14 protein-coding genes are annotated in these 16,910 nt (G+C 39.9%); 10 read left to right on the top strand and 4 right to left on the bottom strand.

Annotated features, from left to right (window positions below):
- Nucleotides 1–146: 146 nt before the first annotated feature.
- From FVQ77_11310 to FVQ77_11295, 4 genes are all read right to left on the bottom strand, one after another.
- Complete coding sequence (locus FVQ77_11310) at nucleotides 147–803, bottom strand: hemolysin III family protein (GenBank protein MBW8050901.1); 657 nt, start codon at nucleotides 801–803, stop codon at nucleotides 147–149.
- A gap of 155 nt (nucleotides 804–958) precedes the next feature.
- Nucleotides 959–1,690 (bottom strand): SDR family oxidoreductase, encoded by a 732-nt coding sequence (locus tag FVQ77_11305; GenBank protein MBW8050900.1) that lies wholly within the window; start codon nucleotides 1,688–1,690, stop codon nucleotides 959–961.
- 91 nt (nucleotides 1,691–1,781) lie between these two features.
- Entirely contained in the window at nucleotides 1,782–2,720 is a 939-nt protein-coding gene (locus FVQ77_11300) for an XdhC family protein (protein MBW8050899.1), read from the bottom strand.
- A complete protein-coding gene (locus tag FVQ77_11295; GenBank protein MBW8050898.1) occupies nucleotides 2,548–3,246 on the bottom strand; it encodes an NTP transferase domain-containing protein in 699 nt (232 codons plus the stop codon). The genes FVQ77_11300 and FVQ77_11295 overlap by 173 nt, the downstream gene beginning before the upstream one ends.
- Nucleotides 3,247–3,349: 103 nt before the next feature.
- Between FVQ77_11295 and bcrC the strand changes: the two genes are divergently transcribed.
- The 10 genes from bcrC to FVQ77_11245 all read left to right on the top strand — a co-directional run bounded on the left by bcrC (nucleotide 3,350) and on the right by FVQ77_11245 (nucleotide 16,843).
- The gene (gene bcrC / locus FVQ77_11290) at nucleotides 3,350–4,534 is read left to right on the top strand and encodes a benzoyl-CoA reductase subunit C (GenBank protein MBW8050897.1); all 1,185 of its coding nucleotides are present in this window, start codon (nucleotides 3,350–3,352) and stop codon (nucleotides 4,532–4,534) included.
- Nucleotides 4,535–4,610: 76 nt separating this feature from the next.
- Nucleotides 4,611–5,906: a benzoyl-CoA reductase subunit B gene (gene bcrB / locus FVQ77_11285; protein ID MBW8050896.1), complete on the top strand. Its 1,296-nt coding sequence runs from the start codon at nucleotides 4,611–4,613 to the stop codon at nucleotides 5,904–5,906.
- Nucleotides 5,903–7,348, top strand: a complete 1,446-nt coding sequence (locus FVQ77_11280; GenBank protein MBW8050895.1) for a benzoyl-CoA reductase subunit A — start codon at nucleotides 5,903–5,905, stop codon at nucleotides 7,346–7,348. The genes bcrB and FVQ77_11280 overlap by 4 nt, the downstream gene beginning before the upstream one ends.
- 21 nt (nucleotides 7,349–7,369) lie before the next feature.
- A complete protein-coding gene (locus FVQ77_11275) occupies nucleotides 7,370–7,834 on the top strand; it encodes a hypothetical protein (protein MBW8050894.1) in 465 nt (154 codons plus the stop codon).
- 180 nt (nucleotides 7,835–8,014) lie between these two features.
- Entirely contained in the window at nucleotides 8,015–8,854 is an 840-nt protein-coding gene (bcrD, locus tag FVQ77_11270; protein MBW8050893.1) for a benzoyl-CoA reductase subunit D, read from the top strand.
- A gap of 3 nt (nucleotides 8,855–8,857) precedes the next feature.
- Nucleotides 8,858–10,567 carry an AMP-binding protein gene (locus FVQ77_11265; GenBank protein MBW8050892.1) on the top strand — a complete coding sequence of 570 codons (1,710 nt, stop codon included), beginning with the start codon at nucleotides 8,858–8,860 and terminating at the stop codon, nucleotides 10,565–10,567.
- 165 nt (nucleotides 10,568–10,732) lie between these two features.
- Entirely contained in the window at nucleotides 10,733–11,725 is a 993-nt protein-coding gene (locus FVQ77_11260; GenBank protein MBW8050891.1) for a DUF3365 domain-containing protein, read from the top strand.
- Nucleotides 11,726–11,743: 18 nt separating this feature from the next.
- Nucleotides 11,744–12,967, top strand: coding sequence for a 2-hydroxyacyl-CoA dehydratase (locus FVQ77_11255; protein MBW8050890.1), 1,224 nt, complete (start codon nucleotides 11,744–11,746; stop codon nucleotides 12,965–12,967).
- On the top strand, nucleotides 12,954–14,819 hold the full coding sequence (locus FVQ77_11250; GenBank protein MBW8050889.1) for a 2-dehydropantoate 2-reductase: 1,866 nt from the start codon (nucleotides 12,954–12,956) through the stop codon (nucleotides 14,817–14,819). Before FVQ77_11255 ends, FVQ77_11250 begins: the two co-directional genes overlap by 14 nt.
- A gap of 5 nt (nucleotides 14,820–14,824) precedes the next feature.
- Entirely contained in the window at nucleotides 14,825–16,843 is a 2,019-nt protein-coding gene (locus FVQ77_11245; GenBank protein MBW8050888.1) for a 3-hydroxyacyl-CoA dehydrogenase/enoyl-CoA hydratase family protein, read from the top strand.
- Nucleotides 16,844–16,910: the final 67 nt, after the last annotated feature.

The following is a 16,910-nucleotide window of genomic DNA, read 5'->3' as shown; positions in this document are numbered from 1 at the left end:
TTAATAATAATAGGGTCAACCAGCACCCAGTAACCAGCATCCAGTAACTGATAATTTGATGCATGATGTTAATAATGCTTACAATTTAAGTTGTTTTTTTTAATTTAGATTTTTAGGTGTTAATTCATCTCCAAACAGATGCTGATTTATTCACTTGGTAAAACATAAAAGAACACCGACATAAAATGACAAAAACTAGCAATTAAAACAAATATATGGAAGATGGCGTGATTGAATTTTATTTTTTCAATGCTGTACAAAATTGCACCAATTAGGTAAGATATTCCTCCTGCAATAAGCCAAATTAAACCTTCTAAAAGTAAATTATTAATTAATGGTTTTATGGCGAAAAAGATAATCCCACTCATTAATACATACATTATAGTCGAAATTAAACTATATTTCACTGTAAAGAAAAGTTTCAATATTATTCCAATTAATGCCACCCCCCAAACAATACCGAAAATCACCCAACCTATTCTACCATGTAGAGTGACAAGTGTAAAAGGGGTGTAAGTTCCGGCAATGAGAACATAAATAAATATGTGATCAATTATTCTCAATCTGCTTCTCAACTCTGGCTTTTTAGCGCTGTGGTAAAAAGTAGAAGCAGCATATAATATTATTAAACTTGCTCCGAAAATGCTAAAACTAACAATATGCCAAACGTTTCCGTGCAGAATTGCATGCGTAACTAAAAATACCAAACCAACAATGCCTAAAACGAAACCTATAGCATGAGAAATGATGTTAATTTTTTCTTCTAATGGTGGGTAGTATTCTATTCCTTCTATATTTTTCATACAATCAATGTTTTCGTTTATACCTTTGAGTCCACTCTAAAAAGTGTTTTTGGTTCTTCCCGAGTACTCGGGAAGAAACGATTTCTTTTCAATTTTTTACTTTTTAGAGTGGACTCACCTTTCAATGACTACTAACGTAAATCTAAAATCATAAATTAAATCCCGGCACCTATACTTTTGCCTCCATCAACATACAGCGTTTGTCCGGTGATAAAATTGGTATCTTCAGAAATTAAAAAAGCAACAGCATTTGCGATATCTTCCGGCTTACCCATTGTTTTGGTAGGTTGTTGCTGAATTAACTGCTGCCGGACATCTCCTGCCAATGCTTGTGTTAAGGGTGTGTCAATTAAACCCGGTGCAACGGCATTTACCAGGATATTGTGCTTGCCTAATTCCAGGGCCAATGCCCTCGTAAGCCCGATCACACCGGCTTTCGAAGCTGAATAATTGGATTGACCCCTATTGCCTAACCATGCTCTCGAAGAGATATTTACAATCCTGCCACTTTTCTGATCGCGCATTACAATTGCAGCTTCCCTGCACATCAGCCAGGTGCCTCTTAAGTTGACATCTATGACCATATCAAAATCTTCGACAGGCATCTTATTGATCATATTATCCCGTATGATCCCTGCATTGTTTACCAACACATCCACCCTTTGATGTTCATCAATTATCTTTTTAAACAATGCTTTTACCTCATTCTCCTTGCAAACATCACAGCAAACAAAGTGCGACTGCTCATCGCCAAATTCTTTCGCTAATGCCTTACCTTCGATTTTGTCAACATCAACAACCACAATAAAGCAACCATCCGACACCAATCTTCTGGCAATCGCCTTTCCTATTCCTCTGGCAGCGCCTGTTATAATAGCTATTTTCATTTTTTAACGGTTAATAACTGAAAAACCGGAATTATTTTTCATAGTTCTAAATTTTTTCCAAGACTTTCATCACAGTTCAAAGGGCTGAATGCTAAATGCCCCGAATAGTTTTTTTTATCCCGGCAAGGTCCCTTCCATTTTCCATCTCCCATTTTCCATTTTTCATAAAATGCTTTTCCTTGTTTTTCACCTGGATCAATCGGGCAATGATGCTGATTGCCAGTTCCTGTGGCGTAACTGCATCGATGTTTATACCGACAGGCAAATCCACTTTGTCAAGTTCTTCAGCGCTAGCTGAATTTTGTAAAAAAAGTTTACGTATGATAGCTGCTTTTCGCTTACTGCCAATCATGCCTGTATAACACACAGGTAGTTTAATGGCTTGTGCCAGGATCTGTCCGTCCAGCAGATGACTATAAGTTATGATCAACACCATAGTCCGTTTATCCCACGTTAAGTCGGGTATAGTTTCGGCAGGGTTTTTATTGATGAAGTGAACATTGGGAAATTTCCAGTCATTGAATATGTTTTTACGGTCATCTATCACCGTGATCTCAAAATCAAGTTGTATGGCATGAGCACAAAGCGCCTTGCTTATATGTCCCGCGCCAAATATATATAATTGATAAGGTATCGGAATTGGCTCTACATAAACGGTTACCGTTCCTCCGCAATACATATCATGATCTTTAGTCAAATGATGTTGATACAATTGTGGGCATTGATGGTACTTAACTTCTTTTGCCTGATTAATAACAGCTTTTTCAAAAGCACCTCCACCAACAGTTCCGTATATTTTGCCACACCCCCATACAAGCATCCGGGCGCCAGCTTTCATAGGTACAGAGCCTTTTGTTTTAACCACCGTACACAATGCAGCTTCTTCTCTCTTTGCAATTAATGTTTGAATTTGATCGAATAGTTTTTTCATCATCAAAGTATTTGAAATAATCCCTCTGTGTATTGATGTTAATAAGTATACCATCGTCAGGTACCTGAACAACCTTTTTATAAAATTGTCCCAATACATTTCTTAAAATAACATTTTGATAAGGGTGATTTTTTATATATTGAATAACTTTTTGACCCAGTAAAACAGGATGCCCGGTCGTATTACGATAGGCCGGAACAACAAAGCCCGATGGTGTTCTACCGGAAAACAATAACTCCAACGTATTTTTGGTGATAAAAGGCGTATCTACATCCTGTAAAAAGACATAGGAAACGATTGGAAGAGCTTTCAGTGCAAGTTGAATTGAGTAAAACCTGCCGGCTTCCGGGTTGTCATTCAATAAAAATTGAACATGGGGTTGCATCTTATCAATATGGGAATGGTATTGACTCCCTTTCATGTATTTATTGATTACTGCAACAGGTCTTTTACAACCAAAATCTTTATAGATTTTGCAAAGATGACCAAGGAATGTTTGACTTGCCTGCCATAGGCATTTGGTGGGCAGGTGCTGTTCAAATGGTAAAAGCATCTTTGGATAACCCATCCGTTTGGAGCGCCCCGCAGCTAGAATTACAACGCCAAATTCTTTTCTATGACCCATTAAAATTAATTTTATTTTAAAAAAATTTGCAATTAAAAAAAGTTAAGTATATCTTTGTATCGGCAAATATAGATAATAAGGTATAAATATCCAAATAATTAAAATGATTTATTCTCTTAAAGAAATAGTAGCATCAAGTAAAGAGCTTGCCTTTGACCTTAACTTCTCTAAAGCCAAAGAATGGAAGAAACAAGATCCAACGCGTATTTTGGTTGGTTATCTTCCAATTTATTTTCCCCGCGAAATTGTTCATGCTGCAGGTGGTTTGGCTGTCGGCATAATGGGGACGGGTGACAGAAAACAAATAATAAAAGGAGATGCTTATTATCAGTCATACATCTGCCATATACCGAGAGGCATTATAGAAATGGCGCTGGATGGCAATCTCAATGGCTTTGACGGTTTTGTATTTCCCTCTATCTGTGATGTTATTCGCAACCTTTCCGGCATGTTCCTGTTATTAAAAAAGGGTACGTTTATCAAATACCTGGATTTTCCTCAGAACTTTCAGTCCGATATTGGAGGCGTCTTTTATAAGAAAGAAATGCAGCATGTTCTTGATAAGATTTACAAAATCAACAATGTAGAAGTTACACCAGAGCGATTAAACGATTCAATACAGCTTTACAACAAAAACAGGCAATTAATAGAACAGATCTATGACATCCGCCAGGAATTTCCCTGGAGAATTTCTACTGAAGATATATATCATATCATTCGTGCCGGTATGGTAATACCTGTTGAAGAACATAATGAGATGTTAGAAGATGTTTATACCCATATACAGGAAGACATAGGAAAACCGATGGATAATATCAGGGTTGTTGTTTCAGGCGCTTTTTGCGAGCAGCCGCCCATCGGCTTGATAAAAACCATTGAAAACGCGGGCTGTTATGTTGTAGATGATGATTTTATGCTGGGTTCGCGATGGATACAGGGAGACGTAGAGGAAAACACCGATGACCCACTCAATGCACTGGCAGAGGCATACCTGAACAAGAGCGCTTTTTCCTCTTCTGTTTACGATGTGGACAATCCAAAAGAAGAACGCCTGGCCCAGGTAGTGAAAAAGAGGAATGCAGATGGAATCATCTTCGCAGCGCCCAGTTTCTGTGACCCTGCCTTGCTTGATAGCCCGATATTGCAAAAATCATGTGATGATAACAACATGAGATATATCAGCTTTCAGTATCATGAAAACATAGGGCAGTTTAAGGTTATTAAAGAACAGGTAGGAGCTTTTTCTGACTCCATTAAGCTCTGGGAAGATGAACCGATTGTTGTGTAATAATAGAACGCAGATAACGCGGGTTTGATATGATCTGCGCTGATTAATTTATTATAATATTTAAATACCATCATCTATGACAAAGGAAATAACAAAAGAAAAAAGCATGATCATCCAGAAGGAGATGGTTGGCGGTTTGTTTAAAGATCTAAGCACCGCAAAAGAGACGGGGAAAAAGGTGGTTTATACTTTCATCCCGGGAAACCTTTCGGAGTTGATACAAACATTCGACATGCTGCCTGTTTATCCTGAGATCAATGCCTTGCAGTCGGCAATGCGAAAAAAATCAGGCGGTTACATCCGGGAAGCCGAAAAGAACGCCCATTCTGAAGATGTTTGCACTTATGTCAAGTGTGATGTAGGAATGATGCTAAATGGAAATATCGGCCCTACCGGTGAGAAAATTCCCGATCCTGATCTCCTGTTGTTGAGCTATACCGGCTGCTTTACTTTTATGAAGTGGTTTGAAACTCTTGACCGTCTCTATCCCAACGCAGAGGTAGCTATGATACATACGCCTTATAAAGAGGCAGGTAAGATCACCGAAGAGATGACTCAGTATATGGTAAAGCAATTCAAAGAAGAAGTAATTCCCAAGATGGAAAAGGTATCCGGAATAAAATATGATGAGGAAAAATTGAAAGGTATTCTCGCAAATGCTGCCAAAGCACAAGATTTGATCACCGACATTTTTGACACCCCCAAACACAAACCTTCCCCCATTGATGCTTATTTCGCGGGTGTTTACTATATAGGTCCCATCAATATCGGATTCAGGGGGACAACAAAAGCAGTGGATTATTACCAGGCATTGCATGATGAAATTCAGGAACGGATTGAAAAGGGTTTGGGCCCGGTTACCCCTGAAGGCGAAATAAAGGAAGAACGCTTCCGCCTCGTAGTAGAAGGCCCTCCCAACTGGACCAACTTCCGCGAATTCTGGAAACTGTTTTACGACATGGGAGCTGTGATCGTGGCATCATCTTACACCAAGGTGGGTGGTGTTTACGACCTCGGCTTCAGGCATGACCCCGGCCGGCCGCTCGAAAGCTTGTCGGAATACTGCATGAACTGTTACACCAACTTCAACCTGCCGCAGCGCGTAGATCTACTGTCAAAATGCATTAAAGAATACAGCGCTGACGGATTTTTGACAAACTCCATTAAGAGCTGCAACTCTTTCTCTGCAGGTCAATTGCTAATGATGCGGGAGATAGAGGAAAAGCTGGAAATTCCCGTAGGATTTATTGAATCCGATTTGGTGGATCCGAGATATTTCTCTTACTCAAATATTAAGAACCGGCTGGATTCTTTCTTCCAGATGTTAGAACAGCGTAAGTCAATTAGAAAACAAAAAACTACAGTAGCATGAACAAATATTATTTAGGAATTGACCTGGGATCAACTACTTGCAAAGCGGTTATTATTAACGAAAAAGACGAAATCACAGGCAGGGGCATAACAAATACCCGGGCCAATTATAAAATAGCTGCGGATATTGCAAAAAAAGAAGCCGTTTATGACGCCAGGTTTAACCTGCTGGAGCAAAACCTGGAAAATGAAATAATAACCCATCCCGAGTATAAAAAATATATCGAAGATATAAAGTCCGTATTTCAATACCTTCAATTTAAAAAACGATTGGATAGTTTGTATAAACAATTAAAAATATCGGCTGAAACGTTTTCAGACGAAGTAAAAGAAGATATCAAGAAACACATTGACAATATCATAGGCACTATTGAGCCGTTAATCAAAAAAGAATTTATAGATGGTGACCTCGGAACTAAAAATCAGTTTTTTCGCGATATTATCAGTGAAAGATACAATGAGGAAGTAGGAAAACTTGAAAAGGATTACTTTGAGCCGTTAATGCTCGTTTACGACAAAAGTATCACACCCGTTGAAAATGAAATGGTTAAATTTGATTTTCAAGAGCTGGTTTACCAGTCAATGGAGATTCTCAATGAAAAATATGCGGGATTAGCCAAGACCTCCACTGAAGACAGAAGTGTTCATTTTGATGCGGAACTGAATTTATTAAAGGGGAATTATAAGAAAGTATCCGATTCTTTAAGAGAGCACATTGACAACGTTGCCAATGAAAAGATACATATTGCCAATATGGTGGGCACCGGTTACGGCAGGGCGCTCCTCCCCTTCCCCGAAGATTGTATCAAATCCGAGATACTGTGTCATGCCTTTGGCGCTCATGCGATTTTCCCAAACACCAGGACGGTATTGGACATTGGCGGACAAGACACAAAAGCCATACAGGTTGACAGCTATGGATTAGTAACGAGTTTCCACATGAACGACCGGTGTGCGGCAGGGTGCGGACGCTACCTTGGCTATATAGCCGATGAATTCAGCATTTCTTTGAACGAATTGGGACCCCTTGCCATGGAGGCGGAAAAAGAAGTGAACATCTGCTCAACCTGCACTGTATTTGCCGGCGCTGAAGTAAGAGAGCTGCTAAACGTAGGAGAAAAACGCGAAAACATACTTGCCGGGTTGCACAAAGCCATTGTGATGCGCGCCATGTCATTATTAGCCCGCTCCGGAGGAGTGAAGAATGAATTTACTTTTACCGGAGGTGTGGCGAGAAATCAGGCAGTCCTCAAATATGTGTCACAGATGGTTCACGACAGCTATGGAGAAGATTTAACTATCAATATACATACCGATTCCATTTTTATGGGCGCTCTCGGTGGAGCTATGTTCGCGAGAAGAAATATTGATGTTGATTTACCAGCGAAACAAACTAAAAGAAAAGAAGAACAAACAGACCAAATAAAAAAACAAGTAAATTAAACTGATAACTAAATAAATAACATGAAAACAATTAAAAGAACACTAAAAGGACTTCTAATAACCGGATTAGCAATAATTTGTATGACAGGATGTAAGAAATATGACGAAGGCCCTGCTATAAGTTTGAGAAGTAAAACTAAAAGAGTGGTGAATCTGTGGAAACTTGACAAATATTACTGGAACGGAACCGAGGCAACTTCCAGTTTATTAATAAGTGGTTATACTGAAGAATATACAAAAAGTGGCTCATACACTCGTTCTTATGTCGACAAGGACGGTGATTTTTTCTCAGAAACGGGAAACTGGGAATTTGATGATAAAAAAGATAATCTCGTAATTAAGAGTGTAAGTAGTATCGAGCTTACAAACAATAATAGTACTGTTACAAATACGAATAGCACTATTTTAAAACTTAAAGAAAATGAAATGTGGTACAGTTTTGAAAATGGCGGAGACCTACACGAATTTCGATTTGTTACCAAGTAAGACATTAAATTAAACGTACCACTTTTTATAGATAGCCAGAAATCGCCCACTAGGAGCTAACGCTGTGCAAAGCAAATGGGTCAAAAGGTCTATCATTAAAGGGTTTTAGCATTTTGGCGAGTTTGTTTCGAGGGAAAAATTACATAGCAATAACACTATTTTTTACATAAACCTAAAAACATGAAAGAATCATATACGTTGGGCATAGACGTTGGCGGCAGTTACATCAAAACAGCGTTGATGAATTATTCTGACAACCCTGTCCTGATTGACAAACAGGTAGAAAAAATCAGGAAACGCAACCCCACTGAAGTAGCCGATGAACTCATCAATTACTTGTTAGACAAGAACAATTTAAAATACGAGGACCTCGCTTACCTTGCCTCTACCGGTGAGGGTGAGATGGTTAGACGGAAGAAAGGACATTTTTACAGCATGACCACCCATGCAAAAGGAGGGCTGTTCTTTGACCCAAGCGTCAGAACTGTGGTAGATATGGGTGGCTTATACGTGAAAGCAATAAAGATAAACGAACAGGGAAGGGTATTGGATTATAAAATGACAGGGCAATGTGCTTCCGGTTCGGGGCAGTTTATTGAGAATATCTCCCGTTACCTGGGATTGGCAATTGACGAAGTAGGCGATATTTCACTTCAGGCAAAAGACCCTGAAACACCCTCCGGCATCTGTGCCGTCCTGGCTGAGACCGATGTGATCAATTCGGTTTCAAGGGGAATTTCCACACCCGATATTATCAAAGGCATACATCTATCAATCGCCAACAGGGCTGTCAGGTTGCTATCCTCCTTAAAAGCAGAATCGCCCATAATTTTAACAGGGGGAATGGGAATGAACAAAGGGATGGTTCAGGCAGTTCAGGAATTAGCACAAGAAAGTAAAGCCGATATGGAGATCAGGTCCCATCCCGATGCAATTTATTCCGGTGCAGTTGGAGCAGCGTTGTGGGGCGGGTATAGATATTTCAAGTTAAAAGAAAAAGAAGCAATAACAGTTGGTTAAAAAATGAAACTTCTCAAATCAGATAAAAAATCAGACAAGATCATTCCCAACATTGCTCAAATGCTTCAGCAAAATGTGCAGCGGTTGGGAAATAAGATCGCCTGTCAGGAAAAAAAAGAGGGAGAATATAAAGGCATCAGTTGGAATGAGTTTTACAACGACATAGAGAACATTGCCTTTAATTTAAAACGGTTTGGCTTCTCAAAGGGCGATAAAATCGTTCTTTTCTCACCCAACCGCCTTGAAATGCTTGAGCTTGAACTGGCAGTGATGGCTTCCGGTGGCATTGCCGTCCCCATCTTTGCCTGGTTCAAAAAAGATACGGCTGAATTGTTAATCAATCATTCTGATGCAAAGTATCTTGCTGTTTCGGGAGAGCATCAATTAGACAATATAGACCCAAATCTATTGCTAAATCAAATATTTGTCTTTGACAATATAGAAGATAAAAGATTTCCTAACATGGAGCCCTTCACTGAGTTACTAAAGGAAAAGTCCTCCCCCGATTTTACATTCAACACTGATGCTCAACCTGATGAGATATGTTTAAATATGTACACATCAGGTACTATGGGCACGCCCAAATGCGTACAATTAACACACAAAAACATCTTATCCCAGCAAGCCGCCCGGAAAACCTTGTGGGATATTGATGAAAATGACCGTTTATTATCCTACCTGCCCTGGCACCACAGTTTTGGGGGTATTTTTGAGCTCTTCACGGCTTTGTGCTATGGAGCAACACTTTCGCTTGAATCCGGTTATGGTAAAGACCCAAAGGTCATAATGGAAAATTGGAAACTAATAAAGCCAACCATTTTTTTTAGTGTACCCAAAGTTTACCAGGCATTAGTAGATCTGACAAAAGAAAGCAAGGAAGCAGAAGCTCTCTTCTTCCATTCAGGGTTGAAGTTCATTTTCACTGCTGCAGCGCCCCTGTCTGAAAAACTCTCCCTCGAATTTGAAAAAAGGAATATCCCCGTCATAGAAGGATGGGGTCTCACTGAAACATCTCCCTGCTGTACGCTTACCGATCCGAAAATAAAAAGGGAAACAGGGGTAATAGGAAAACCCATTCCGGAAGTGAGTATTCGCATTGCAGATGATGGAGAGATACAGGTAAAAGGCCCCAATGTCATGGCGGGATATTATAATAATGAAGAAGCCAACGCAGATGTATTTACCAAAGATGGCTGGTTTCGCACAGGAGATGTGGGGGAATTTACCGAAACCGGGCTGAAACTGATCACTCGCAAAGACAGGATATTCAAGCTCTCTAACGGAGAAAAGGTGATCCCAACTGACCTGGAGAAGCTGATCGAAAAAAAGTGTCATTACATTGCTTATGCTTTGGTAACAGGAAAAGGAGAAGAATATCCGGTTGCTTTGCTTTTCCCAAATCGTGATCTCTTGAATAACCCCGGTTATGAGGTTACCCCTTTAGAAGGATGTTTCTGCCCCAAGACGATGAATGAGTATGCAAAATGTTTGCACGGCTGTCTGAATGATGCCAACTGCGCAATCGGTCAAAAGTTTGCCCGCGTCAAAGCAGCAATGCTCATTGACGATGAACTTTCAATTGAGAACAATACGTTAACGCCATCAATGAAAGTAGCTCCAAATAATGTGATAAAAACTTACAGGGCACACTTGGAGAATCTTTATGGAGCTGATTTTCCTGTTACTGAAGAAGTGTTTGTGGTCAGGCTGTGAGAGGAAGTTATATGTTAATGGTTATTAGTTTTTAGTTGTGCTTTATTAAGAAAAATGTATAAAACTTGACCTAAACAATTAGTATTGATTCATTGCTCATGAGGAGAAAGAAAGCTTAAAATAGAACAATTGATATTAAAGATATTATTTTAAATAATTAAAAAAATGATAAATAGAACAAAAATAAGCGTATTAACAATTGGTGTTTTAATAGCATTGGTTAGCTGTAACCAAAATAGTACCGGGGAAAAAACAGATCAAGTCAATCTGAGTGAAGAACCTGTTGAGGTGGAGACAACAAACGAAGACTTGAGTAAAGGATTTCAATTGCTTGAATCAAGTTGTTTTTCGTGCCATAGCCCTAATGTGAATATTGAAAATAAAGTAGCTCCGTCAATGGCAGATATAAAAAAATACTATGTAAATGAAGGAGTACCCAAAGAGAGTTTTACCAATGCTCTTATTGAATTTGTAAGCGACCCTACGGAAGAAAAAGTAAAAATACCGCAAGCGATAGAACATTTCGGCTTAATGCCAAAATTTAATCTTTCGGAGGAACAGCTAAGTCAAATTGCAAACTATATCTACAGTACGGAACTTGAAACTCCGGATTGGTATGGAAAACATTACGAAGAGGAAAAGCAAAAACATAAGGTAAATTTAGAAGATTTATCTTATGAAGAGATAGGGCAAAACTATGCTATGTCAACCAAATCGGTGTTGGGCAAAAGTCTAAAAGGAGCCATAAAAAGTAAGGGGACAGAAAACGCGGTAGAATTTTGTAATGAGAGAGCTTACCCCTTGACAGACAGTATGGCTATTGCTTTAAATACAAAAATCAAAAGGGTTTCTGATAAACCCAGAAATCCGCTTAATGCTGCAAATGAATCTGAATTAAAATATATTGATGTTAGTAAACAAATTCTTGCCAAAGGGAGAAAAATAAAGTCACAAGTGCTGGAAATAAATGGGATAATGGTAGGTTATTACCCCATTGTCACCAATAAAATGTGTATGCAATGCCACGGTAAACCCAATACCCAAATACAACCAGCAACTCTCGAAAAACTAAATTCTCTATACCCAAAAGATATGGCAAAAGGTTATGCTGAAAACCAACTTAGGGGTATATGGGTGGTAGAAATGGATAAAAAATAAGAATATTACTGAAAAAACATGTACAAAATAAAAACAACTGCTCTATTAAAAAAAGTAATGCACGATTACTTCGCCTGTTTTGCTAATGCTCCTAAGGTTGCATGGTGCACCAGTGTCGGGCCGGCAGAGTTGTTGAGGTCCTTTGGGTTTGAAGTTTATTTCCCTGAAAATCATGGAGCTTTGCTAGGTGCAACGAGAACGGCCGGGGACTATATTCCTGCAGCTGTCAGATGCGGATTTTCAAGTGATATTTGTTCTTATACCACCAGCGATATCGGAGCTTTTCTTAACAAGGAAACACCGCTCCAAAAACATTACGGATTAAAGAGCATACCTAAGCCGGATTTAATTGTTTATAATACCAACCAGTGCAGGGAAGTAGAGGAATGGTTCACATTCTACGCTAATCACTATAAATGCCCTATTGCCGGCATACACCCCCCGAGATACTTAGATGAGGTGAGCAAGAATGAAATTGATCTGGTGGTTCAGCAATTCAAAAAAATGATCCCTGTTTGTGAGGATGTTTCAGGCAATAAATTTGATATTGACAACTTTGGTGAATGCTTGAAATTAAGCAATGAAGCTACTCTGCTATGGCAAAAGGTATTGCAAACAGCCAAAGCATCTCCGTCACCTCTCAGCTTTTTTGACGGCACCATTCACATGGGGCCGATCGTTATCCTCAGAGGCACGCAGCAGGCAACAGATTATTACCAGGCGCTGCTGAATGAATTAGAAGACAATGTAAAAAAGGGAATAGGTTTTCTGGACCGGGAAGAGTCCCGCATCTTTTGGGATGGGATGCCCATCTGGGGTAAGCTAAGAACATTGTCCGACCTGTTCGCAGAAAATAATGCTGCGGTGGTTGCCTCCACTTACTGCAACAGTTGGATCTTTGACAATTTTGATGAAAAGAAGCCCTTTGAATCATCTGCATTGGCTTATACACAGATTTTCATTAATAGAAGTGAAAAAGCAAAGATGGAATTCTTTAAATCCTGGATAGAGGAGTATGACATAGATGGCATTATATTCCACGATGCAAAAACCTGTTTCAACAATTCAAACGCCCGGTTTGGTTTGCCTTTACGGCTTAAAGAAGAAACAGGCATCCCATACCTCGTGATAGAAGGTGACCTGTGTGATCTGCGTTTTTTCTCAGAAGGACAGTCCATTACAAAAATCGAGACATTTATTGAACAATTAGAAAGTCAAAAAGTTTTAAATGAGTATCCGTAATAAAAAAATAAAACGATCTGTAGGTAAGACGCCTCAAAAGATCGGCATCATCGGCTTGGGCCCGGTAGGAATGATCTTAGCAGTGCACCTGCAGGAAGCCGGGTGTGAAGTTGTGCTTTGCGATATTGACAAAATAAAAATCAACCTGGTACGGAGAGAAGGCCTTCGCCTGGAAGGTGTAATAAACAAACAAGCCCCTTTCAAAAATATATGTACATCCATCAGTGAATTAGCCGGCCACGATCCGGACCTGCTGATATTTTCCTTAAAAACCCACCAAATGCCCCGTGTGGTGAAAGAGGCAGCAATGCTTAAAAACGGCAAGCTCTGTGTTCTTAGCGCTCAAAATGGAATAGATGTAGAACAAATCCTTGCCGCTGTTTTCGGTGAATCTCAAACCTTGCGCATGGTGCTCAATTTTGCAGGCAATCTTCAGGCGCCTAACGTAGTAAAAGTTACCTTTTTCAATCCTCCCAATTATATTGCCTCTATAGACGATAGCCAGGAGAAAACAGCAAAGTTTTTTGGAGCATGGCTTAACGAGGTAAAGCTGCAAACCGAGGTTGTGGATTCGTTTGAGATTTTAAAAAGAAGTTGGGAAAAAACCATCCTTAATTCTTCATTAAGCGCTTTATGCGGGGTTGGAAAATTTACGATGGCAGAAGCAATGGCAATGCCCGATACCATACAGCTTATTGAACGGGTTATTGAAGAAGCGGTAGAGGTGGCTAAAGCAAAAAAAATAAAATTTGGAGTTGGCTTTATCAAAAAATGCCTGCGTTATTTAAAAAATGCCGGTGATCACTTTCCTTCCCTGGCAGTTGACCTGATCAATAACAGGGAAACCGAAATAGATTACTTCAATGGTAAAATTGTTGAATATGGTAAAAAACATCGCATCGAAACGCCTTTGAATCTCACCTTTACAAGTTTGGTGAAAGCCATTACACAAAAACAATTATTATACCAACCTGTCAGCAATAATAATTTGCCATATAAAGGAGAATCAGGTCTAAATATCTTTAAGGAAAATAAGAAAAATACCCCTTCAAAAGCCAGGCATTGTTTTATGGGCATTGATCTCGGGTCTGCCTATACTAAGTTTACTGTAATTGATGATAGCGGGAAAATCATATATCAACATGCACTGCAAACTTTGAACCGGGAGAAAATTGCTTTAAAACATGTGCTGCAGATGATTCAATCGGATTTTCCCGTCAAATATAGCTGTGCAACGGGTTATGGCCGCAAACATTTTCCTGATGCCGATATCATAAAAACAGAAATAAATTGTGCTGCTGCGGGAGCAGCAAAGCATTATTCCGGGGTTAAAAACATCATTGATATCGGAGGAGAGGATATTAAGGTAATAAAGTGTGATGAGCGGGATCAGGTAGACAGTTTTTATTTGAACGATAAATGTGCTGCAGGTACGGGGGCATTTATCACAGAGATTGCCGAGCGGGCGGAAATTACGACCCGGGAAATGAGCGACCTTGCATCTAAATCCGATTTCAAAAAAGAGCTCAATAGCTTCTGTACCGTTTTCGCCAAGACAGAGATAATGGGATGGCTCTTTGATGGCGTTCCAATTGAAGACATCTCAAAGGGGATCTATATCTCCATTGCCAACAGGGTGGCAAAGCTAAGAGTAGATACGGCAGTTCCCGTTTACATGATAGGCGGTGTAATTGCCCACCATCCTCACCTGAAAAAACTCCTGGAAGAAAAGTTTCAAAATGAAGTGCATATAGTCGAAAACCCGCAATATATTACCTCACTGGGGGCAGCAATAATCGCCAAAAATATATTTAACAAACAACTGAAAAATAAAAAAGTATTAAACCTATAAAAACCATGAGCTATCAGTACAAAAACCTCTCCATCTCAAAACTTTCTATAATCGGAGCAGGGCAAATAGGCCCCGACATTGCATTACACTTTGCAAAGGTTTTCGCGAAGCATGATGTGAAATTAGTAATAGTTGACATTGCTGAAGAAGCTATTGAAAAAGCAAAAGCAAAAATTGAGAAGAAGATCGCCAAAGGAGTTGAAACAGGCGCTTTCAAGCCGGAAATGGCAGAAACCATGAAAACCTCCATCACCTACACAACTGATTACCAGGCAATCTCCGGCTCAGAAATCGTGCTGGAGGCGGCTACTGAAGACGAAAACATCAAAGATGCCATCTTCAAACAGGTGGAAAGCATTTGTGATGATAAGTGCCTGTTCTTCTCCAACTCATCACACATGCAGCCCGAAGTGATCTTTAAGAACATCAAAGATCAAAGCAGGAGTTTGGTGATACACTACTTTTTTCCTGCCGAAAGAAACCCGGTAGTTGAATTAATCCCTTCTGATAAAACTGATAAAGAACTTGTAGAAACTTTGCTGGGCTTTTACGAATCCATTGGGAAAATACCGATAAAGGTCAAAAGTTCTTACGGATATGCCATTGACCCCATCTTTGAAGGGCTGTGCCAGACCGCAATCTTGTGCCTGGAAAAAGGATACGGTACCGTGAAAGAGATTGATGCCGTTGCGATGAAAACCCTGGGATTGGGCGTTGGTCCGTTCACTGCTTTAACACTGACAGGAGGCAACCCCATCACCAACCACGGGCTTGATGAAATGAACAAATTGCTGATGCCCTGGTTCAGGTCGCCCAACGCTTTAAAGGAGGCAGTGAAAAACAATACCGGCTGGGACATCGCTTCAAGAGATGAAAAAGTGGAAGTAGTTTCCGAAAAAGAAGAAGCGTTGACGAAGCAGTTCCTGGGCGCTTATTTTGGCCTGGCATCCTATATACTGGATTTGGGAATTTGTGATATAAGCGACCTTAATATGGCTTGTGAAATTGCTTTGGTCATAAAAGCTCCATTTACAATGATGAATAAAATGGAAGTCCGCAAAGCATTATCTGCCGTACAGGCATTTTGCAATGAACACTATGGATTTGAAGTACCTGGTAGTCTTAAAGTGGCTGCAAAAACAGGAAAGTGGGAAATTTCAAATGTGATAAAAAAAAGAAAAAATAACATTGCTGTGCTAACCATCAAGCGCCCCAGGGTCTTAAATGCTCTGAACAACACTGTACTGAACGAACTCCGCAAACATTTTGAAGAAATTGAGAATGACTCATCTATCATCGGCACGGTTCTTACCGGCTTTGGTAACAAGGCATTTGTTTCAGGCGCTGACATTAAAGAGCTGGCGCAATGTAAAACTCCCGAAGAGGGCTACCAATCTTCCAAAAACTTCCATAGTGTCTTGAACTATATCGAAAATCTTAAAAAGCCGGTTGTTTGCGCCTACAATGGATTTGCATTTGGTGGAGGCAATGAGCTGGCAATGGCTTGTACATTGCGAATCTGCAAAAAGAACATGCCGGTTGTGGTGTGCCAGCCCGAAGTGAACCTCGGATTTATTCCCGGTGCCGGTGGGACACAGCGCCTGCCCAGGTTGATCGGTTTGGATAAAGCCGGTGAAATATTAAGAACAGGACGTACAGTTTCGTCTAAAGAAGCAGCCGAAATTGGTTTGGTTCATAAAGAGGCTGAAGGAGAGCTTATTGAAGAAGCTGTCAACCTTATAAGACAGGTTGCAAACGGAGAAATTGATATTAAACAACTTCAGGAAGTACCACTGGCCGGAAACGGGGGAGTACCTGAAATCAACATCGGTCATCTGAGCAAAAAGATTGACGGAATTCTTACCAAAGCAATTTATGAAGGCGCTAAAATGTCCCTTGAAGAAGGACTTGAATTGGAAGCAAAGTTGTTTGGTGAATGCATCAATACAGAGGATATGAAAATTGGCCTGGAGACATTCATGAAAGAAGGAGCCAGGGCAAAAGCTGAATTTGTGCATAGATAAGAAATTTCTCTTAATTAACTCAAACTGCTGCCTAAAAGGAGGTTTATAGAAAAAAGTTTAAAAGTAA

The organism is Cytophagales bacterium (assembly GCA_019456305.1).
Classification (GTDB): Bacteria; Bacteroidota; Bacteroidia; order Cytophagales; family VRUD01; genus VRUD01.
Note: the sequence above shows the minus strand (reverse complement) of the source record. Positions and strands in the feature narration are given on the sequence as shown.